The 19,075-nt window shown below is 56.2% G+C and carries 19 protein-coding genes and 1 tRNA gene; 14 read left to right on the forward strand and 6 right to left on the reverse strand.

The window, feature by feature from the left end:
* Positions 1 to 16: 16 nt before the first annotated feature.
* Positions 17 to 1,444 (reverse strand): phosphomannomutase, encoded by a 1,428-nt coding sequence (locus ACQQ2Q_RS07140; protein WP_428186312.1) that lies wholly within the window; start codon positions 1,442 to 1,444, stop codon positions 17 to 19.
* 644 nt (positions 1,445 to 2,088) lie between these two features.
* On the opposite strand from ACQQ2Q_RS07140, the gene ACQQ2Q_RS07145 reads away from it, so the two are divergent.
* Complete coding sequence (locus ACQQ2Q_RS07145) at positions 2,089 to 2,715, forward strand: ribonuclease D (protein WP_428186313.1); 627 nt, start codon at positions 2,089 to 2,091, stop codon at positions 2,713 to 2,715.
* A gap of 147 nt (positions 2,716 to 2,862) precedes the next feature.
* A complete protein-coding gene (locus ACQQ2Q_RS07150; protein WP_428186314.1) occupies positions 2,863 to 3,171 on the forward strand; it encodes a hypothetical protein in 309 nt (102 codons plus the stop codon).
* 10 nt (positions 3,172 to 3,181) lie between these two features.
* Here the strand turns inward: ACQQ2Q_RS07150 and ACQQ2Q_RS07155 are convergent, their stop codons facing one another.
* Positions 3,182 to 4,567: a nicotinate phosphoribosyltransferase gene (locus ACQQ2Q_RS07155; protein ID WP_428186315.1), complete on the reverse strand. Its 1,386-nt coding sequence runs from the start codon at positions 4,565 to 4,567 to the stop codon at positions 3,182 to 3,184.
* Between the two features lie 277 nt (positions 4,568 to 4,844).
* Between ACQQ2Q_RS07155 and ACQQ2Q_RS07160 the strand changes: the two genes are divergently transcribed.
* On the forward strand, positions 4,845 to 6,506 hold the full coding sequence (locus ACQQ2Q_RS07160) for a hypothetical protein (protein WP_428186316.1): 1,662 nt from the start codon (positions 4,845 to 4,847) through the stop codon (positions 6,504 to 6,506).
* 79 nt (positions 6,507 to 6,585) lie between these two features.
* Here the strand turns inward: ACQQ2Q_RS07160 and rpsA are convergent, their stop codons facing one another.
* Together rpsA and cmk are read right to left on the reverse strand one after the other, a co-directional pair.
* A complete protein-coding gene (rpsA, locus tag ACQQ2Q_RS07165) occupies positions 6,586 to 8,286 on the reverse strand; it encodes a 30S ribosomal protein S1 (RefSeq protein WP_428186317.1) in 1,701 nt (566 codons plus the stop codon).
* Positions 8,287 to 8,455: 169 nt separating this feature from the next.
* Positions 8,456 to 9,103: a (d)CMP kinase gene (gene cmk / locus ACQQ2Q_RS07170; RefSeq protein WP_428186318.1), complete on the reverse strand. Its 648-nt coding sequence runs from the start codon at positions 9,101 to 9,103 to the stop codon at positions 8,456 to 8,458.
* Positions 9,104 to 9,367: 264 nt separating this feature from the next.
* Here cmk and ACQQ2Q_RS07175 point away from each other — a divergent pair, with 264 nt between their 5' ends.
* The 5 genes from ACQQ2Q_RS07175 (at position 9,368) to ACQQ2Q_RS07195 (ending at position 12,750) form a co-directional block, all read left to right on the forward strand.
* Complete coding sequence (locus ACQQ2Q_RS07175) at positions 9,368 to 9,754, forward strand: TIGR02300 family protein (protein ID WP_428186319.1); 387 nt, start codon at positions 9,368 to 9,370, stop codon at positions 9,752 to 9,754.
* A gap of 151 nt (positions 9,755 to 9,905) precedes the next feature.
* A tRNA-Ala gene (locus ACQQ2Q_RS07180) sits at positions 9,906 to 9,981 on the forward strand.
* Positions 9,982 to 10,182: 201 nt separating this feature from the next.
* A complete protein-coding gene (locus ACQQ2Q_RS07185) occupies positions 10,183 to 11,097 on the forward strand; it encodes a metal-dependent hydrolase (protein WP_428186320.1) in 915 nt (304 codons plus the stop codon).
* Positions 11,098 to 11,111: 14 nt separating this feature from the next.
* Complete coding sequence (locus ACQQ2Q_RS07190; protein WP_428186321.1) at positions 11,112 to 11,930, forward strand: class I SAM-dependent methyltransferase; 819 nt, start codon at positions 11,112 to 11,114, stop codon at positions 11,928 to 11,930.
* Positions 11,931 to 11,958: 28 nt separating this feature from the next.
* Positions 11,959 to 12,750, forward strand: coding sequence for a YdcF family protein (locus tag ACQQ2Q_RS07195; protein WP_428186322.1), 792 nt, complete (start codon positions 11,959 to 11,961; stop codon positions 12,748 to 12,750).
* A gap of 10 nt (positions 12,751 to 12,760) precedes the next feature.
* On the opposite strand, the gene ACQQ2Q_RS07200 is transcribed toward ACQQ2Q_RS07195, so the two are convergent.
* Both ACQQ2Q_RS07200 and irrA read right to left on the reverse strand, forming a co-directional pair.
* Entirely contained in the window at positions 12,761 to 13,231 is a 471-nt protein-coding gene (locus ACQQ2Q_RS07200) for a hypothetical protein (RefSeq protein ID WP_428186323.1), read from the reverse strand.
* 149 nt (positions 13,232 to 13,380) lie between these two features.
* Positions 13,381 to 13,782 carry an iron response transcriptional regulator IrrA gene (gene irrA, locus ACQQ2Q_RS07205; protein WP_428186324.1) on the reverse strand — a complete coding sequence of 134 codons (402 nt, stop codon included), beginning with the start codon at positions 13,780 to 13,782 and terminating at the stop codon, positions 13,381 to 13,383.
* Between the two features lie 331 nt (positions 13,783 to 14,113).
* On the opposite strand from irrA, the gene fabA reads away from it, so the two are divergent.
* From fabA to ACQQ2Q_RS07235, 6 genes are all read left to right on the forward strand, one after another.
* Complete coding sequence (fabA, locus tag ACQQ2Q_RS07210) at positions 14,114 to 14,629, forward strand: 3-hydroxyacyl-[acyl-carrier-protein] dehydratase FabA (protein WP_428186325.1); 516 nt, start codon at positions 14,114 to 14,116, stop codon at positions 14,627 to 14,629.
* A gap of 44 nt (positions 14,630 to 14,673) precedes the next feature.
* Complete coding sequence (gene fabB / locus ACQQ2Q_RS07215; RefSeq protein WP_428186326.1) at positions 14,674 to 15,897, forward strand: beta-ketoacyl-ACP synthase I; 1,224 nt, start codon at positions 14,674 to 14,676, stop codon at positions 15,895 to 15,897.
* A gap of 5 nt (positions 15,898 to 15,902) precedes the next feature.
* On the forward strand, positions 15,903 to 16,709 hold the full coding sequence (gene fabI, locus ACQQ2Q_RS07220; RefSeq protein ID WP_428186327.1) for an enoyl-ACP reductase FabI: 807 nt from the start codon (positions 15,903 to 15,905) through the stop codon (positions 16,707 to 16,709).
* An 81-nt stretch (positions 16,710 to 16,790) separates the two neighbouring features.
* On the forward strand, positions 16,791 to 17,141 hold the full coding sequence (locus ACQQ2Q_RS07225) for an ArsC family reductase (protein WP_428186328.1): 351 nt from the start codon (positions 16,791 to 16,793) through the stop codon (positions 17,139 to 17,141).
* Between the two features lie 8 nt (positions 17,142 to 17,149).
* On the forward strand, positions 17,150 to 17,623 hold the full coding sequence (ybaK, locus tag ACQQ2Q_RS07230) for a Cys-tRNA(Pro) deacylase (protein WP_428186329.1): 474 nt from the start codon (positions 17,150 to 17,152) through the stop codon (positions 17,621 to 17,623).
* A gap of 140 nt (positions 17,624 to 17,763) precedes the next feature.
* Complete coding sequence (locus tag ACQQ2Q_RS07235) at positions 17,764 to 19,017, forward strand: aminopeptidase (RefSeq protein ID WP_428186330.1); 1,254 nt, start codon at positions 17,764 to 17,766, stop codon at positions 19,015 to 19,017.
* The last annotated feature ends 58 nt before the right edge of the window (positions 19,018 to 19,075 follow it).

Raw genomic sequence — 19,075 nt, forward strand, 5'->3', positions numbered from 1 at the left:
AGCAAGGACTGATAGCTCAGGCCGGTTTCCAGTTGGCAATGATCGACAGACCCTGCTTGAGAAGAGCTTGCGCGGCATCGGCGCTTTTCGCCTCCACATAACAGCGCATCTCCGGTGCGTTGCCTGAGGGGCGAAAATGTATCACACGAGCATCCTCCAGAGTGACGCGCAGCCCATCGATATCGCTATGGCTAGCCGGTTTGCCAATGGGGCGCAGAAAGGTCTCCAGATTACTCTCTGAGGCTCTGAGATAACTCATTAGCGCCTGGCTCTTTTCGGTGGCAAAATTCTCAAGGCGATCGGCCATCGCGATGGGCAGACTGATTTCCTCAGCGATGGCAGAGAGCGACTTCTTCCCGTTTGCAGCCGTTGCCAGTACAGCCAGAATCGGCAGGAAGCTGTCACGCGTCGGCAGGGCGGCGATGGCACGACCGCCCACCTCGAAATCTGACGCCAGCATCAGTCCGCCATTGGCCTCGAAGCCAAGGATACTATCTTTTCCCGCAGTACGCGCTTCATCCATCGCAGCGATTACGAACGGAGATCCAACCTTGGTTCGAACGACCTCAAAGCCACCCGCCGCTTCGATCCCGGAATTCGATGTCACAGGCGTTGCTATGGTCTTGGCGTCAACAAAGCGTGCGGTCAAAAGGCCGAGCAGATCGCCGCGCAGCGGTACGCCATTCTCGTCGGCCAGAAGCGGACGATCCCCGTCACCATCAGAGGAAATGACGGCGTCGAGGGTATGCTCTGCTGCCCAGTCCTTCAGCTTCAACTGAGTGTCCTCAGAGACGGCTTCGGTATCGACCGGAATAAAGGAGTTCGAGCGACCCAATGCGAAGGCTTTCGCGCCATAGAAAGAAACAACGTCCATGAGCATGTCACGCGCAACGGTGCTGTGCTGGTAGACGCCGATCTTCATCCCTTTCAATGCGCCGGGCAGAAGAACGGCCTCGTTGCGTTTTTCAAACAGTTCGATGGCGGCTTTGCTATGATCTTCGGCGGTACCGACTTCAACGAGATTAGCGGTATCGTCATCTTTCAATTCATCTGCAAGGGCGGTAATGGCCACCTCGTCCGGTTTTGCGATTTCTCCGTCTGGTCGATAGAACTTGATGCCGTTGCGGTCGGCTGGGATATGCGATCCCGTGATCATGATCGCGGCTTCGCCCCGGGCAATGGCATAGAGAGCCAGCGCCGGCGTGGGGATCTCGCCACAATCGATCGCCTTCAACCCTGCTCGCGCGATTGCGGCCATGACAGTCGTTGCGATCTCCGGACTAGAGTCGCGAAAATCCCTGGCGATACAGATTGCATCGCCAGGTTTCGCAAGGTTATTCTTCAAAAGATATTGCGCGAAAGCTGTTGCATAAAGCGCCGAGACGCTCCCGACCAGTTCTGTCGAAAGTCCCCGCAAGCCGCTTGTGCCGAATTTTGCTGCCACGCCATCCCCCTCTCGGATATCATCTATGATTTCGTGAAGGGCGAACCTATCGCTCAGCCCCACAGGAAACAACAGCCTGAATTAAGGCCATCGCCTAGGACAAACGATAGCGACGCAATCCTGTTCCATCGGGATCAAGCTCAAGCCGAACATAAATGTGAAAATGATGCGGAAATGAAAAGAGCCTGACGCGGGAGGAGGATGCGTCAGGCTCTTAAACTCGATCGGCAATTGGGAGGAGGAGGAGTATTGCCGATCCCATCTAACGACGCTGGGAGGAGGAGTGCGTCGTTTCGATGCTTGTTAATATATTCCGTTCGCTTCGGATTAACAGCGCGAATGTTGCAACGCAGCAGTGCGCAAAGCGCATAGCTGCGCTTCGATTGTCGAGTAATTAGGCGAATACGACAGAGCACTCGGCTAAAATATGGGCAATTGCGAAAAGCATCATGTCGGCATTGTCCCGCGAGCGGTTTTCCATGATGCGTCCCTCGCCCAGTCGTTTGCGAAATTCAGGCGTTTAGGACGTTGATCCGCGAGCCATCGCGCAGTTGCCAGTGAGTAATCCACTGTCATCGGTGGAGCTACTGGGCGCATTGTTCTATACCGATTGAAGTTTAAGCGATGACCCGGAGTTTTGATCAATGGCCGCGACAATCCGTTATCATGTTGGCGATATTTCTTCTGACGCGGCCGCTCGCTACACGGACGCAATTGCGATCGACACAGAAACCCTTGGGCTCATTCCTCGCCGTGACCGACTTTGCGTGGTGCAGTTGTCTTCCGGCGACGGTACTGCCGACGTCATCCAGATTGCAGCCGGTCAGACGCAAGCTGCGAACCTGGTCGCCCTATTGGCCGATCCTGCCCGCGAGAAAATATTTCACTATGGCCGTTTCGATATCGCCGTTCTGTTTCATACATTTGGTGTGACCACATCGCCTGTGTTCTGCACGAAAATCGCCTCGCGGCTCACAAGGACCTATACCGACCGCCACGGGTTGAAAGACAATTTGAGGGAAATGCTTGAGGTCGACATTTCCAAAGCGCAGCAATCGTCCGATTGGGCAGCCGCCAAGCTTTCTCCGGCGCAACTGGAATATGCAGCCTCCGATGTGCTGCATCTGCATGCCCTGCGTGACAAGCTGACCGAACGGCTGGTACGAGATGGGCGCAGCGACCATGCCAAGGCCTGCTTCGAATTCCTTCCGACACGGGCGAAGCTCGATCTTCTGGGCTGGGAAGACACCGATATCTTCGCGCATAGTTAAGGCGCATCCACCAAACGGAAACCGTCTTTTGGCCCGGTCAGGAAGTGTTAACGGACCGCGCGTAGTCTCCCTTTCCACGGAGACTGCCACGGACTGAAACACGAGCCACCAATGTCTTTCGGTGGCGCCAATGGAAGACATGCGACCATGACGGATGCATCGGCGAATTCCAGCGAGATGTCACTCGCTCTGCCCCGATATTCGCAATCACGCACTTCAGACGATGTGCTCGAAAGCGCCAAGGCAACTTACGAGCGAATGTCTGCACGGATTGACGATAGCGATATCGATGACGACGAGGCAGAGGTTTCTGAAAAGGGCTACGTGCCGGCCAACTGGCTTGACGCTTTGCCGAGCGACCGGCATGAATTGCCACTGCCCGGACACGACAAGATTTCTGCGGTCAACTCTGACGAAGCCGGTCTTTATCGAATGTTCCAGAATATATCCCCGTAATCACCGGCATTCATAAGGCAGCGCGGGCGCGGATTTCGGCAAAGCTCAGATCCTTCAATAGCCTGCCATTTTCCCACACCGGCTGAAGCAGATTCTCGCGCCCGGCCAATTCATCGACATGCATGTCGAAAAGAGCGCCGTCAATTTCGGCAACGGCTCGACGTCCCGCTCGCGGCAGCTTTTCCTGCGGGTTTGGAGGCAGACGCGACATGTCGTGCCACTTGCCATCATCATTTTGCTTGGCACTGCATTTCATCGTGAAGGAATAGCTGTTCCTGTTCACTTTCTGCAGAAGTGAACCACCCATTCCAAAGGAAATGTTCTCGGCGGCAAAGCCCATACCCTCGAGCCTACCAAGAACCATGGTGATGTCTTGCGTCGTCAATCCATCGGCCTGGAGGACGCGCGCATTGCCATCGATGACCTTGTAGCCCTTGCTGTTCTGCTTCGTTCCGAAAGCATAAGCCAGCTGGGCGACGACCTGCACCGGCGTGTCGATCGGGTCTCCGCTGTCGGGGCGCACAATCAGTGTCGCGCCCGCATTGCGAACCTTGTCCTGCAATGTCTTGCCCCATATTTCGGCGACGGCATTGGCAATATCGAAGCTGTCAGACACCACCGAATAGGCGCCGAACTCCGAAAAGCTCTCGATCATGTTGGCATAGGCGTCGGTCTCCCGCTCAAGCCCCCAGGCGACCATAGTCGTATGCTCGGAAGCCGGGATGGATCTGCCCGCCATCTCCGCACCGTAGTATTTCCGGGCAGCGAGGATTGCAGCCAGCGTATCTGTGCGATGGAAATAGAGCAGATGCGCGGCCCCCCCCAATCCCGCCTGCTCCGCAGACGCTACGCCACGGGCACCAAAATCGCTGAGTGCCAGCGGCAGCATTTCCTGTGCATCATCAGAGGTGCTTTCATAAAGCGGCGCCAAAGTTTGCCAGATGCGGCGCGCATTGCTTGCGACGGTGGAAGGGTACCAGATGGCGCGCAGCAGGGCTGTCTCGATGTAGCTTGTGACCCAAGGCAGTTTTGGATCCGTGTTGACGACCTGCACCATTGGCACATCACGACGCACTGCCGTTCCTTCCGGGAGCGCATCAATCCTCAAGGGTAGATATCCGCCATGGGTATTGACGATGTATTCCCAGCCCTCCCGATTGAAAGGCTGGCCATGCAATCGGCTAATCTCTTCAGCCTCGGCGATATCGGCCGCCGTGATTGCGCGGGAGAGATGCTCCTTTAGAAACATCTGCAAACCGAAGAACACCACTTCCGGTCTGAAGGACTGACCACGGGTTGTGATATAACCGCTGATCGCAGAAATTTCCGGCGGATACTGCCTGAAGTGACCGAGCTTGTAGCTGTCCGTATTGAGTATCGGATTGGTGATGTTCATCGAGACTTCCGCTGATCCATTCAGGCTGACGCGCATTAGCAGCGCGTTTGACCCAACAAACTTATGTGACCTCCCCGGCACCGGCAAGGCTGCAGACCACCATTATGGTTAGCAACTTGTTAAGACTTTTCTGGCAAGCTTTCAGTTTGAAGTCCGGCATATATGCACTCGATGCTCGTCCGCTGACCTTTGCAGGTTTGGCGGGAACACGCACCCGCCGCATGAGCGGCGTGAACTGCCTCTGAATTCCCAACCTTTACGTCCAAGGGAGCATTCCATGCTGCCTCCGCTATCGGCAACAGCCAGTACACCTCTGCTCTACAAGAGCCAGCGCTTCGATGTCGCTGCGGCGACGGCCGGCGTCTCACCGCAGGCTGAACAGTCCACAGCAATATCAGGGCTCGAGCTCAACGCAGCGATTATGGGGAAGCTGAACCTGCTGCTGCTGACCAGTGATGAGCGCATTGCACAGAATTTTTCGATATTGGCCGATGTCTTCGGTCGATCTCTTGGTCTGGCACGCAAGGACGGAGAGACCGCGGCAAGCTATGCCCAGCGCATCGTAGAGGCTTTGGCCAACCTTCCACCGGAGCGCCGCACGGTCATCGAAACGCAACTCGACCAGCTTTTCAAAGGTCTGAAGCTGCAGATGGTGATTGCAGCATTTGAAAACCCTTCCGGAACAGCCGCGACAGCCATGGCCCTCCACATTGAAGCAGATGCGTCCGACAGGGATCTCGCGACGAAGAGCGTGGTGACCACATATCTTCAGAATGACGCCGATGAGCGTCCTGTATCGAACGCGCAGCGACCTAACCCTTCACAGGTCTCAGCAGCAAAATCGGCTCCGATCGCTGCCGAAACCGCCGCTGCCAGCGTCAAGCGAGAGGAAGCACCGGTCGCTTCATCTGGCATCGCAGTGCAGAAGCTTCCGGGAGAAGGCGGCACCACTCAGGCATCGCGTATGGAAGCGTCGTCCCGAATTGAATCTGGAGAGGGGCGTATTCCCCAAGCACAGTTGGAAAGACCCGGCTTGCCAAGTGCACTGACACGGCCTGCCGACCTTCTGCCAAACCCATCTGTCCAAGGCGAGATGCAGGCCGATGCGGGAGACGCCGCAGGTCATCATCAAGACCGTCTACACAACAGCATTGGCTCTCAAGAAAAGGGTAGTGCAGTGTATGCCGTCCAGGCAAAGAGTCCCGCTCCAAGCACGCAACAGATCAAGGCCGAGGCATCGCTTGCAATCGACAAAACAGCTATCGGTCAACCGGATGCTCCACAGTCACAGAAGATCGAAACGCTCTATGCCCTGAAAGGTTGGCAGGAGGTTACAACACTCACCTCCCCCGGAAAGTCAGAGACCCCTCAACCGGACAGCCTCGGTAAATTTCTGAAGGCGAGCCTGTTTGCCGAGCCGATGACACGTGCGCAACGCACGCCCTTTGAAGCTGACGCGCGGCAGCCCATCGATCCGGGTAAAACAGACGAGAACGTCAAGGCTTCGCGCCAGGCACTTACACCGGATCCGGCCGAGGTCAAGACGGATGCGGAGCAGCAAAATGCCACGCGTCTGCGGGGTGACGCACTTGTGGCGGCCCTTGCAGAAAGCGCCGAGGCCGAATTGGCAGCGCTTTCCTCGACGCCAGCTGCCAGAAATGCCGCCGCACTGCCAATGGTGCATTATCTCTTTGCGCGAGATAACGAGCAGGAAACGCGAGCCGAGGAATTGAACTATCCCTTCCAGCATGGCGGAGGCGATGGTTTCGAGGATCAGGAGGAAAATCCTGAACAGAATTCCAGCGGCGAAGACGAGGATGCGATCGGCGTCGAATCTGTTGAAGCCGATTCCGAAGAGCCCGGCAGCCTCTCGCCTGGCGGAAGCGCTGAAGGGGAAAATGCCAACGACCTTTACTGGAAGATGGCCGGCTGGTCCTGACGCTTACTCGATCCTGAAAATGAAAAAGCCCGCCGGTCGTGATAACCGGCGGGCTTTCTTTTATCGATAGTCGTTCAGCTTATTCGGAGCGGTTCTTCAGAGCCGCGCCAAGGATATCGCCGAGCGAAGCGCCGCTGTCGGACGAACCGAACTGAGCAACAGCTTCCTTCTCTTCTGCGATCTCGAGAGCCTTGATCGACAGCATGACCTTGCGATCCTTCTTGGAGAAGTTGGTCACACGGGCGTCAAGGATCTGACCGACCGAGAAGCGCTCTGGGCGCTGTTCGTCACGGTCACGCGAAAGGTCGGCACGACGGATGAACGAGGTGATGTCGTCATGGTTGACGAGCTTCACTTCAATGCCACCTTCGTTGGAAGCAATCACTTCACACGAAACGACAGCGTTCTTGCGCAGTTCGCCAGAGGCTGCTGCGTCGCCGAGCGAATCCTTGCCAAGCTGCTTGATGCCGAGCGAGATGCGTTCCTTTTCGACGTCTACATCAAGAACGACGGCCTTGACCATGTCACCCTTGTTGTATTCCTCGATGACCTGCTCGCCCGGACGGTTCCAGTCGAGATCGGACAGGTGAACCATGCCGTCAACATCGCCTTCGAGGCCGATGAACAGGCCGAACTCGGTCTTGTTCTTGACTTCGCCTTCGACTTCAGCACCAGCCGGATGGCTGAATGCAAATGCCTGCCATGGGTTTTCGAGGGTCTGCTTGAGGCCCAGCGAAATACGGCGCTTGGTTGGGTCGACTTCGAGAACGACAACGTCAACATCCTGTGTAGTGGACAGGATCTTGCCGGGGTGCACGTTCTTCTTGGTCCAGGACATTTCCGAGATGTGGATGAGGCCTTCGATACCTGGCTCCAGCTCGACGAATGCACCGTAGTCGGTGATGTTGGTGACAGTACCGGAGATCTTCTTGCCAACCGGGTACTTGGCAGCAATGCCATCCCAAGGATCCGACTCGAGCTGCTTCATGCCGAGCGAGATGCGGTGGGTTTCCTGGTTGATGCGGATGATCTGAACCTTGACCGTCTGGCCGATCGTCAGGATTTCCGACGGATGGTTGACGCGGCGCCATGCCATGTCGGTCACGTGCAGCAGGCCGTCGATGCCGCCGAGGTCAACGAATGCACCGTAATCGGTGATGTTCTTGACGACGCCTTCGACAACCTGGCCTTCTTCGAGGTTCTGCACGATTTCAGAACGCTGTTCAGCACGGGACTCTTCGAGAACCGTACGACGCGATACAACGATGTTGCCGCGACGCTTGTCCATCTTGAGGATTTCGAAGGGCTGCGGGTTGTGCATCAGCGGGGTCACGTCGCGGATCGGACGAATGTCGACTTGGCTACGCGGAAGGAAGGCAACAGCGCCGTCGAGATCGACCGTGAAGCCGCCCTTGACCTGGTTGAAGATAACGCCTTCAACGCGTTCGCCAGCTTCGAACTTAACTTCGAGCTTGATCCAGCTTTCTTCGCGGCGAGCCTTTTCGCGCGACAGAACAGCTTCACCGAGTGCATTTTCAATGCGCTCGACATAAACTTCAACTTCATCGCCGACGTTCAGCGAACCGTCCTTGGCCTTGGCGCCGAATTCCTTCAGCGGAACGCGACCTTCGACCTTGAGACCGACGTCAACGATTGCAACGTCCTTCTCGATCGCGGTCACGATGCCCTTGGCGACATAGCCTTCTGCCAGATCAGTCTTGGCGAAGGATTCCTCGAGCATTGCTGCGAAGTCGTCGCGCGTGGGTGTAGAAACAGTCATGAAATCTCCTAGTCGTGCCTCATGAGGACACGGAGCGCCGGTGGGCTAGTGTTAAATTTAACTGACATCTCCGTCCGCCTTTTTAAAAAGGCTATCCGGCGCGGGGACGGCGATGTCGGCTTTTTTTGTCGAATATAAAAACGGACCAGCCGCCATTCATATTCTCACTTCAAGGTTTCAGGGCCAGATCAATAATAGACTTAGCTGCCTTAAACGCGGCTTCTATACTCATTTCCGACGTATCAAGCAAGTGCGCATCCGCGGCAGGCTTCAATGGGCTGTCGGCCCGGCCCATATCGCGTTCGTCACGCTTCTTCACATCAGAGAAAATTTCACCGAATTCGGCCGTGCCGCCGGCAGATATAATTTCGTCAAAGCGTCGGCGCGCGCGCACCTCAGACGAGGCAGTGACATAAAGTTTCACCGGCGCATTCGGGCAAACCACCGTTCCAATGTCGCGACCGTCGAGAACCGTGCCAGGCTCTTTCGCTGAAAATCGCCGCTGCGCATCCACGAGCGCACGGCGAACTCCGGGCATGACCGCAATCTTGGATGCCGCCTCACCGACTTCGTGACGCGCAAGGACGGACCGGTCGAGATCAGCAAGCTCCAGGTCACGCGCGATGCCTTCTGCAATTTCCTCGCTATCGAGAGGTAACCCCTTATCCAGCAATGCCTTGGCTGTTGCGCGGTAGGTCAGGCCAGTGTCGAGGTGATGGAAACCATATTCCTCGGCGATGCGCCGCGACAGCGTGCCTTTGCCGGCAGCAGCCGGCCCATCGATCGCGATTACGAAGCTTCCATTCAATGCACTCATCCCTGTTTTTGCCTGTCAGTTGCCGCTTAGATCATCGTCTCAACCGAATGTGGCCTATGCATATCCCTGCTATTGGGGCGGCTCGTTAGCACACTGCAGACGGTGCGTCATCCAGCAGCCGGGTCATGGGACATCGCGCAATCTGCAAGTTTATCTTTGACAGGACACTGCACAATGATTATGGGGACCGGCTAACAAATCGAGCGGCCCTCTGCCAATCGAACGGCACAGCCGTATTCACTCAGTGCTTCAAGAGGCTTGACAGTGGCTAAAGTGGGACTTGGAACGAAACGCACATGCCCGGACACGGGTAAAAAATTCTATGATTTAGGCAACGATCCAGTTGTTTCGCCCTACACGGGCAAAAGCTGGCCTCTGTCTTATTTCGAGGAAACTTCGGCTATTGCCGTTCTCGAAAAGGCTGAGGAAGAAGAAGTTGCTGAAGTCGATGCCGAGAACACCGATGTCGAAGTCACGACCGGCGACGAAATGAACGACAGCGAAGGCAATGACGATATCCCGGATATCGGCGATGACGACGTTGAAATCGACGACGATGATGACGACACCTTCCTCGAAGCCGACGAAGATGACGACAATGATGACGTTACCGGCATCGTTGGTGTTGGCGGCGACGACGACGACACCTAATTCGACCTGCTTTCGCCCCGCTTAAGGTGAAAACTTTTGCGGGGCGCGAATTTTCGGCTTGCCATCTTCCAAATGCGGAAGTAATAAGCCGCCACCGAACGGGCAGACGCCCCTCGGTTCCCGGAACCGGAACTTACCGGACCCAATTGATGGGGCTATAGCTCAGCTGGGAGAGCGCTTGCATGGCATGCAAGAGGTCAGCGGTTCGATCCCGCTTAGCTCCACCAAACTTTCTCAAAATGCTTTATGTTCGCCCCATGCACTTGGAAGCTTTGCACGATGCAGGGTCATTCGCTGCGTGCGCCAAATCGGGCGTTGCTCCCTCGCCGTGCATTCCATATGCTGCTCGACAACATTTCATGTGCGTGAAACAGGGTGAGGATCTCGGGGCGAGTAGCAGCTCGTGATTCGGAAAATGGGGTGATGAGATGGCACAGGCGGAAAACGTTCGTCAGCAAGCCAGATGGGATGCAGCCGCGCCAGGCAATGACGATGAAGACATCATTCCGCGCGACATTCGATTCGGAATTCTGGAGAACCCGGTGCGCCATTGGCTAGGTGGTGATTTCCACAAGACTGTGTTGGCTGACGGCCTGTCGATTTTCCTGCCTGAGGGGGAGCGCTATTTTATCCGTTCGCTGAAGTTTTACGCACCGAAGCTGAAAAACAAACAACTTGCGGACGAAATCAACGGCTATGCCGTGCAGGAAGCTTTTCATACCCGCGAACACGAAGCCTACAATAAGGCCTTGGTGAAACTCGGCTACGATGTCGAAGCCATGGAAGCCCCGGTCAAGCTAACGCTTGGTCGCGACAAGAAGCCTGTCTTTCGGCTCGCCGTGACCTGCGCGATCGAGCACCTGACTGCGACCTTGTCGACTGTCACCTTGCGACACCCCGAATTTCTGGAAGACGCAGCTCCGGCATATCGGCGCTTGTGGATGTGGCACGCGCTGGAAGAACTGGAGCACAAGGCTGTCGCTCTCGACGTCTTGAAGGCAGCAACCCCCAACACGCCTGCCTGGCAGCGCTACCTGTTGCGCACAATGGCATTTAACGCCGTGGCCTGGCAGTTTTTGATGATTACGCTGCGCAATATGACGATCTTTGCCAAGGCCGACGGCATCAAGACCGGACCAATTTTCTGGTTGAAGATGGTCAAGGTTCTGTTCTTGTCACCGGGTTACTGGCGTAAATGCGCACCTCTGGTGCTCAAATATTATCTGCCGGGTTTCAGCCCGGAAAACAAGGACGACGACGAATTGATCCATAAGGGCCGCGCATGGCTCTACACGGAATTTGAGGCATTAAAGGCCGATACCGCCGCCGAGCAGGCCGGCTGAAAGCAAGTTAGTTCATGAGCAGTCGTCTGTTTTCCAGGGTCCTCGACGTTACCACGCCTGGTCGTTATCCGCGCGCGCAGAAGTGGGTTTGGCGCCGTGTCTACAATGTGCTTAATCGCTTCTGGAGCGATGGCGACTGGCGTTTCATGAACTATGGCTACCTGCCCTTCGGCGAGCCTTTTCCGCTCAACGCAGACGACGAGCCGGAGCGTGCTTTTATTGGCCTGTACCAGCAGGCAGTCGAAGGTCTGCCGATTGGAGGAGCTCGCGTTCTCGAGATCGGTTCCGGCCGTGGCGGCGGATCACGCTATATCGCTCGCTACCATGGGCCAGCATCCATGACGGGGCTCGACTATTCGCCGGATACGGTCAAGCGGGCGCAGAGCCTCAATGGCGATACGCCGGTGCTGACCTTCGAGACTGGAGATGCCGAGGCCCTGCCCTTTGCCGACGGCTCTTTCGACATCATCGTCAATATCGAATCCTCGCATTGCTACGGCAATGTGCCCGCCTTCGCCCGAGAAGTGGAACGTGTGCTCAAGCCCGGTGGATGGTTTACCTTTGCCGATATGCGGCCAAAGAACCAGCTGAAGATTCTCAATGATCAACTGACCGTGCCCGGCCTGGAATTGGTGGAAAGAAAGAACATCTCAAAGAATGTCGTCGGCGCGCTTGATGCCGCTGATGCTCGTAAACGCCAGCGCATCGAGCGCTCATGGTTCATGAAGCGTTTTATGAAGGAGTTCTCCGGTTCAAGGGGGTCGCAGCTCTACAAGGGTCTGTCCAATGGTCAGATCGTCTATGAGGCCCGGCGCTACCGGAAGGAAGGCTAACGCCGCCTTGGACGCTTGAGAGACCCGCATGTTTTTGCTGTCGAAGATATTCTGGGTGGTTGCCCAGCCACTTTCGCTGACATTCCTGCTGCTTAGCGCAGGCACCATTCTGGTCGCATTCAAGTGCCGCCTTTCTGGCGTAGCTATTCTCTCCTCTGCTTGCCTTTTACTCTTCGTCACGCTTTTTACATCGACCGGCTCTGTTGCGCTGCAGGCGCTGGAGAACCGGTTCCCAAAGCCTGGTGCCGATCCAGCTGATCTCCAATGCATGATTGTGCTGGGCGGTGCCTTCGAGACGGAAGTCACCAGCAGCAGAGGCGGCATCGAGGTAAACCAGGCCGGCGATCGCTTTGTGGAAGCGCTGCGGCTGGCGTTGAAGTATCCGCAGGCGACCATTCTGGTTACGGGTGGAGATGGCTCGCTCAGCGGTGATTACGAAGGAGACGCTGATGTTTCACGACGGTTTCTCACGGAATTTGGTGTCGATCCGGGCCGATTGATCCAAGAGGATGCGTCTCGCACGACGTTCGAAAACGTCCGAAACACCAAAGGACTTCTCGCGCCTTCGTCACTCTCCGACTGCCTCCTGATCACATCGGCGTTTCACATGCCGCGTTCCATCGGACTGTTCCGGAAGGCCGGCATTCCGGTTCAGCCCTGGCCAGTCGACTATCGCACCAGCGGCAAGGTTGTGCTTCGGCTGGACTTTACCCAGCCGACATTAAACAGCCAGCTTATGTCCACGGCGCTTCGGGAATGGATCGGGCTTGCAGCCTATTATCTCACGGGTCGGACCGACACGCTGTTGCCCTCTGCGTGAAAGGCGGTCGCTATTTCTTTGAGATGGTCAGGAACTTGGTTCCCTTGACACGAACCGTCATTTCACAGGGCTTGCTGTCGGTGCGGTCGCAGAATTTCGGATGCATCTTCAAGACGAAGACCATGTTGCCGAAACGCTTGATGAAGTCGTAGCCATACATTTGGGCGGTGGCAATCATGAAATAGCCGCCTTCTTTCACCTGCAAATAGAAATTGTAGGGGCAACCCTCTTCGCTGCAATCGGGACCTGGATCACCGTCACAGATAATCGAACCCTCATTGACCACCATATCGGTGATGCCGTCATTATTGATATCTATTCGACTTATGAAGTCAGCACCATATTTCACGCTCTCGCAACGCTTTTCGAAATGCTGCCTTTCATACAGTTCCGGGTCGCGCAGCAGCTTTTGCTGCGCGTGCACGGCTGTGGCGGAAAGGATCAACATCAGGTTCAGCAAGAGGGTGAATGCGAGACGCAAGGCTTTCTCCGCGTATTGGCTCCAGACAAATGGCTACCCAAGCATACTATTCGGGCCTTGCGCGTCTCTTAACAGCACGCGGCATAAAGTCTTAGCGCTCGTTTTCTGTAACAAGCCACCTACCAAACCCAAATCTCGGGAGGGAATTGTCAGCGCGCCTTTGGCCGCAGACGGATGACCACATCGACATGGGCGACTTCCATGCCTTCCGGTGGCTCAGGCAAATTGCCGATCTCGAGATTGCTCACCGGAATATCGAGAACCTCGTTCTGGCCCTCGATGAAGAAGTGATGGTGGTCGGACACATTGGTGTCGAAATAGGTCTTTGCGCTCTCAACCGCAAGCACACGAATAAGGCCAGCCTCGGTAAATTGATGGAGGGTGTTGTAGACGGTGGCCAAGGATACGGGCACGTTGGCGGCGATTGCCTCCTCGTGGAGTTCTTCCACCGTCAGGTGACGATCACCCTTGGCGAAAAGCAGGTCCGCGAGAGCGACACGTTGTCTTGTCGGACGGAGACCCGACTTTCGCAGTTTCGCTTCAACTTGCACCTTTGGCACACACTCCATTCGCCATGGGCACCGGCTTGCCGGCCCTTCTGGTTGATATACTGCTGCTGGATATAACTTCTAAGAGCGCGTCTTTCAACAGTTTTCCAAGCTCCCTATATGGGGCAAACGGTTGCAATTCGAATGATTTGACGTATTTCCCTCTGGCCGAAGCCAATTGCTTCCTGTATGCGACGGCGAGTTCAAACTCTAAGGGCGATAGGGTCAGGACAACGAAACACTGGAGTGGGAATCAATGTTCCGCTTCAATTCGCCAAGATCTTGCTCTACATCTCCGATGGCTACGACAGCCGAGGGGGAGGAGAAAAAGTATATGACAGACAGACAATCCAGCTTCAATTATGACGAGATTCTGGCCTGCGGCCGTGGGGAGCTTTTCGGCCCCGGCAACGCACAGCTTCCTCTGCCGCCCATGCTGATGGTTCACCGCATCACCGACATTTCGGAAACTGGCGGAACTTTCGACAAGGGCTATATCCGAGCCGAATACGATGTGAAGCCTGATGACTGGTACTTCCCTTGCCATTTCCAGGGAAATCCGATCATGCCCGGTTGCCTGGGCCTTGACGGAATGTGGCAAATTACCGGCTTCTTCCTTGGCTGGCTTGGCGAACCAGGCCGCGGCATGGCTCTTTCCACCGGCGAAGTCAAATTCAAGGGCATGGTTCGCCCGGAAACGAAGCTCATCGAATACGGTATCGACTTCAAGCGCGTCATGCGTGGCAGGCTCGTGCTTGGCACGGCCGATGGCTGGGTCAAGGCTGACGGTGAAGTTATCTATCAGGCGACAGACCTTCGCGTTGGTCTGTCCAAGGACAAGGCCGCTTAAAGAGCTGGCCCACGCGAAGGCGTGAAACGAGAAAAGGTCTTATCATGAGACGGGTTGTTGTTACGGGTCTCGGAATTGTTTCCTCGATCGGACGCGATGCTGCAGAAGTGACGAAGTCCCTGCGCGAAGCGAAGTCCGGGATATCATTCTCTCCAGATTTTGCTGAGCATGGCTTCCGCTGCCACGTATGGGGCAAGCCGGACCTCGATCCGACTGACCTCGTTGATCGCCGCGCAATGCGCTTTCTGTCGCAAGGTGGTGCCTGGAACCACGTGGCGATGAAGCAGGCGATTGCCGATTCCGGACTGGAAGAGTCCGACTATAGCGGCAATGAGCGCACCGGCATCGTCATGGGTTCAGGTGGTCCTTCTACACGCACCGTTGTCGATGCGGCCGAAACCACGATCAAGAACAACAGCCCCAAACGCATTGGCCCATTTGCCGTGCCGAAAGCCATGTCGTCGACGGCGTCTGCGACGCTTGCCACATGGTTCAAGATCCATGGCGTGAACTACTCGATTTCGTCAGCCTGCTCGACGTCGGCCCATTGCATCGGCAATGCTGCAGAGCTCATCCAATGGGGCAAGCAGGACATCATGTTTGCCGGCGGTCACGAAGATCTCGACTGGACCATGTCGAACCTGTTCGACGCGATGGGCGCCATGTCCTCAAAGTTCAATGACACGCCAACTACAGCATCCCGCGCCTACGACGTCAGCCGCGACGGCTTCGTCATCGCTGGTGGTGCTGGCGTTCTGGTTCTTGAAGAGCTGGAACATGCAAAGGCCCGCGGCGCGAAGATCTACGCAGAACTGACCGGCTATGGCGCAACATCCGACGGCTACGACATGGTTGCCCCCTCAGGCGAAGGCGCAATCCGCTGCATGCGACAGGCGCTTTCGACTGTCAAAGGCAAGGTCGACTACATCAATACCCATGGTACTTCGACACCGGTGGGCGACAGCAAGGAGATCGGCGCAATTCGCGAGGTCTTCGGACAGGATATTCCTCATGTCCAGTCGACCAAGTCTCTGACGGGCCATTCGCTCGGCGCAGCCGGCGTGCAGGAATCGATCTATGGCCTGCTAATGATGCAGGAGGGCTTTATCGGTGAAAGCGCGCATATCACCGAACTCGACCCTGAATTCGACGGTGTGCCGATTGTTCGCGAGCGTATCGACAACGCCAAGATCGACACGGTCCTTTCGAACTCCTTCGGGTTTGGCGGCACGAACGCCACGCTGGTCTTCCAGCGTCACAACGGGTAACGCCTATGAACGGTATCATGCAGGGCAAGCGCGGCCTCATTATGGGCGTCGCCAACAGCCATTCGATTGCCTGGGGCATCGCCAAGACACTTGCCGCTCAAGGCGCTGAGCTTGCATTCACCTATCAGGGGGACGCTCTGGGCAAGCGGGTCAAACCGCTTGCGGCCGAACTTGGCTCGGATTTTGTGCTGCCTTGCGATGTCGAGGATCTCGCATCCGTTGACGCAACCATGGCCGCGATCAAGGAACGTTGGGGCAAGATCGATTTCGTCGTTCACGCCGTCGGCTTTTCCGACAAGAATGAGTTGAAGGGCCTCTATGCCGATACGTCGCGTGAGAACTTCGTGCGCACGATGGTCATCTCCTGCTTCTCCTTCACGGAAATCGCGAAGCGCGCAGCGGAGTTGATGACCGATGGCGGCTCGATGCTGACGCTGACCTATAATGGTTCGCAGCGAATCATGCCGAACTACAACGTCATGGGCGTTGCCAAGGCAGGACTTGAAGCCTCGGTGCGTTATCTGGCTGGTGATTACGGCCCGCGCGGCATTCGCGTGAACGCCATATCAGCCGGTCCGATCCGTACGCTCGCTGGCGCCGGTATTGCTGATGCACGCGCCATGTTGTCATGGCAGCAGAAGAATTCACCGCTGCGTCGGACCGTGACGATCGACGATGTCGGTTCGTCAGCGACCTACCTGCTTTCGGATATGTCGCGTGGTGTGACCGGTGAGGTGCATTTCGTCGATTCAGGTTACAACATCACGTCTATGCCGGTGCTGGACACCATGGAGGCTGCCGAGAACGAATAAGTCTCGGCGTCACGCTTGCGCTTCCGGCGCTTTGCCGGAAGTCGCCCTTTCCTTAGGAATTCTACTCAGTCGGTGCGCTTGATGACCCTCACGATCTACGGAATCAAGAACTGCGATACGATGAAAAAGGCCCGTCAGTGGCTGGATGATCATGGGCAAGCTTACGTGTTCCATGACTACAAGTCGGCAGGCATCGACCGTCCATCACTTGAGATCTGGGCTGGAAAAGCCGGTTGGGAGGTTCTGCTGAACAAGGCAGGAACGACCTTCAAGAAGTTACCGCCCGAGGCAAAGGCCGATCTCGACCAAGACAAAGCAATAACGTTGATGCTTGAGCAACCCTCGATGATCAAGAGGCCGGTTCTTGTCTCGGATGACGGGCTGATCGTCGGGTTTAAGCCAGACACTTACGACACTTTCTTCTCTGAGTAACGAGCGCAATGTCCAAGACGACGCGCGCTACTCAAGTCCTCGACAAGTTCGGTATTTCGTTCACCGTTCACACCTATGTTTACCAGCCAGCCACAGAGCGCATTGGCATTCAGGCCGCGGAAGCGTTGGGCGAAGACCCGTCTCGGGTTTTGAAGACGCTGATGGCTGAGCTTGATGGCAAACCGGTCTGCGTGATCGTGCCCTCCGACCGCGAAGTCAGCATGAAGAAGCTGGCTGCTGCCTTTGGCGGCAAATCCGCATCAATGATGAAGCCGACGGGTGCAGAGCGTTTGACGGGATATCATGTCGGCGGCATCAGTCCGTTCGGCCAGAAGAAGCCCGTTCCGACAGCGATGGAAGTGGCATCACTGGACCATTCACTGGTCTATTTGAATGGTGGTCAGCGGGGCCTGCAGGTGAGGCTAGATCCCAGAGATGCGCAGCGGGTTTTACGGGCTGTGATCGCGCCACTGGTCGCTTGACGAGGGTGATTTTCTAAGCGCGCTCCCTCTGCGCCTGCCCCCTTGGGCATGATTGCGGCGATAATTTTCGTTTCGCGCTTCAATTTGGCGGCAAAGGCTCTTAAGTCTCTAGCCATACGTTAACGAAAGCCGGAAATGTCATGACCGTATTGCCAAGATTTGAAACATCCATCGATCCCGTCAAACTGGAAAAGCTCGCGGAAGTCGCTGTACAGGTTGGGCTGAGGCTAGAGCGTGGACAGGATCTGGTCATGACCGCGCCGATGGCGGCCCTGCCCCTCGCACGCCTGATCACCAAGCATGCCTATATGGCGGGCGCCGGAATTGTCACGACGTTCTTTGCCGATGAAGACATGACACTTTCCCGTTACGCACACGCACCGGACGAGAGCTTCGACAAGGCGTCCGGCTGGCTCTATGACGGCATGGCCAAGGCCTTCGAAAATGGCGCTGCACGGCTTGCCATCGCCGGTGACAACCCGATGATGTTGTCCGCGCAAGATCCGGCGAAGGTGGCCCGTGCCAACAAGGCAAATTCCATGGCATACAAGCCAGCGCTCGAGCACATATCCAATTTCGACATCAACTGGCACATCTGCTCCTATCCCAATCCTGCATGGGCAAGGCTTGTCTTTCCGGGCCTTGCTGAAGAGGAGGCCGTGAAGAAACTGGCCGATGCCATTTTCGCCGCGTCACGGGTCGATGTGGCGGATCCGATCGCTGCCTGGGGTGACCATAATGCTCAGCTGCGCAGCCGTTCCACCTGGCTGAATGGCGAGCGTTTCTCAGCACTGCATTTTACCGGTCCGGGTACCGATTTGAGGGTTGGACTTGCTGACGGCCATGAATGGCATGGTGGCGCATCGGTTGCGAAAAACGGCATCACCTGCAATCCGAATATTCCCACGGAAGAGGTCTTCACCACACCGCATGCGCTCAAGGTCGAAGGCACGGTATCCTCGACCAAGCCGCTCTCGCATCAAGGCACTCTGATCGACGACATCCAAGTGCGTTTCGAAGGCGGTCGTATCGTTGAGGCGAAAGCCTCCAAGGGCGAAGAAGTGCTGCAGAAAGTTCTTGATACCGATGAGGGCGCGCGACGTCTTGGAGAGGTGGCCTTGGTTCCGCACTCGTCACCGATCTCGGCATCCGGCATCCTGTTTTACAATACGCTGTTCGACGAAAACGCGTCGTGCCACATCGCCCTTGGCCAATGCTATTCCAAGTGCTTCCTCGACGGTGCTTCGTTGTCGCAGGAACAAATCACGGCGCAGGGCGGAAATTCGAGCCTGATCCATATCGACTGGATGATCGGTTCCGACAAGGTCGACATCGACGGCGTGAGAGCCGATGGCAGCGTGACGCCGGTCATGCGCGGCGGCGAATGGGTTTGAGACAATAAATATTTTATGCCCCTACTGGGAAGGCAGGGGCATCTCTTTTTCCGACCGC

It is taken from the genome of Agrobacterium sp. ES01, from assembly GCF_050320885.1.
Taxonomy (GTDB): domain Bacteria; phylum Pseudomonadota; class Alphaproteobacteria; order Rhizobiales; family Rhizobiaceae; genus Allorhizobium.

Bases quoted from the DNA above. Each gene is read 5' to 3' on its own strand.
- ACQQ2Q_RS07145 (WP_428186313.1), top strand. From the start codon at position 2,089: ATGGCCGCGACAATCCGTTATCATGTTGGCGATATTTCTTCTGACGCG.
- ACQQ2Q_RS07150 (WP_428186314.1), top strand. From the start codon at position 2,863: ATGACGGATGCATCGGCGAATTCCAGCGAGATGTCACTCGCTCTGCCC.
- ACQQ2Q_RS07155 (WP_428186315.1), bottom strand. From the start codon at position 4,567: ATGAACATCACCAATCCGATACTCAATACGGACAGCTACAAGCTCGGT.
- ACQQ2Q_RS07160 (WP_428186316.1), top strand. From the start codon at position 4,845: ATGCTGCCTCCGCTATCGGCAACAGCCAGTACACCTCTGCTCTACAAG.
- rpsA (WP_428186317.1), bottom strand. From the start codon at position 8,286: ATGACTGTTTCTACACCCACGCGCGACGACTTCGCAGCAATGCTCGAG.
- cmk (WP_428186318.1), bottom strand. From the start codon at position 9,103: ATGAGTGCATTGAATGGAAGCTTCGTAATCGCGATCGATGGGCCGGCT.
- ACQQ2Q_RS07185 (WP_428186320.1), top strand. From the start codon at position 10,183: ATGGCACAGGCGGAAAACGTTCGTCAGCAAGCCAGATGGGATGCAGCC.
- ACQQ2Q_RS07190 (WP_428186321.1), top strand. From the start codon at position 11,112: ATGAGCAGTCGTCTGTTTTCCAGGGTCCTCGACGTTACCACGCCTGGT.
- ACQQ2Q_RS07195 (WP_428186322.1), top strand. From the start codon at position 11,959: ATGTTTTTGCTGTCGAAGATATTCTGGGTGGTTGCCCAGCCACTTTCG.
- fabA (WP_428186325.1), top strand. From the start codon at position 14,114: ATGACAGACAGACAATCCAGCTTCAATTATGACGAGATTCTGGCCTGC.
- fabB (WP_428186326.1), top strand. From the start codon at position 14,674: ATGAGACGGGTTGTTGTTACGGGTCTCGGAATTGTTTCCTCGATCGGA.
- fabI (WP_428186327.1), top strand. From the start codon at position 15,903: ATGAACGGTATCATGCAGGGCAAGCGCGGCCTCATTATGGGCGTCGCC.
- ACQQ2Q_RS07225 (WP_428186328.1), top strand. From the start codon at position 16,791: ATGACCCTCACGATCTACGGAATCAAGAACTGCGATACGATGAAAAAG.
- ybaK (WP_428186329.1), top strand. From the start codon at position 17,150: ATGTCCAAGACGACGCGCGCTACTCAAGTCCTCGACAAGTTCGGTATT.
- ACQQ2Q_RS07235 (WP_428186330.1), top strand. From the start codon at position 17,764: ATGACCGTATTGCCAAGATTTGAAACATCCATCGATCCCGTCAAACTG.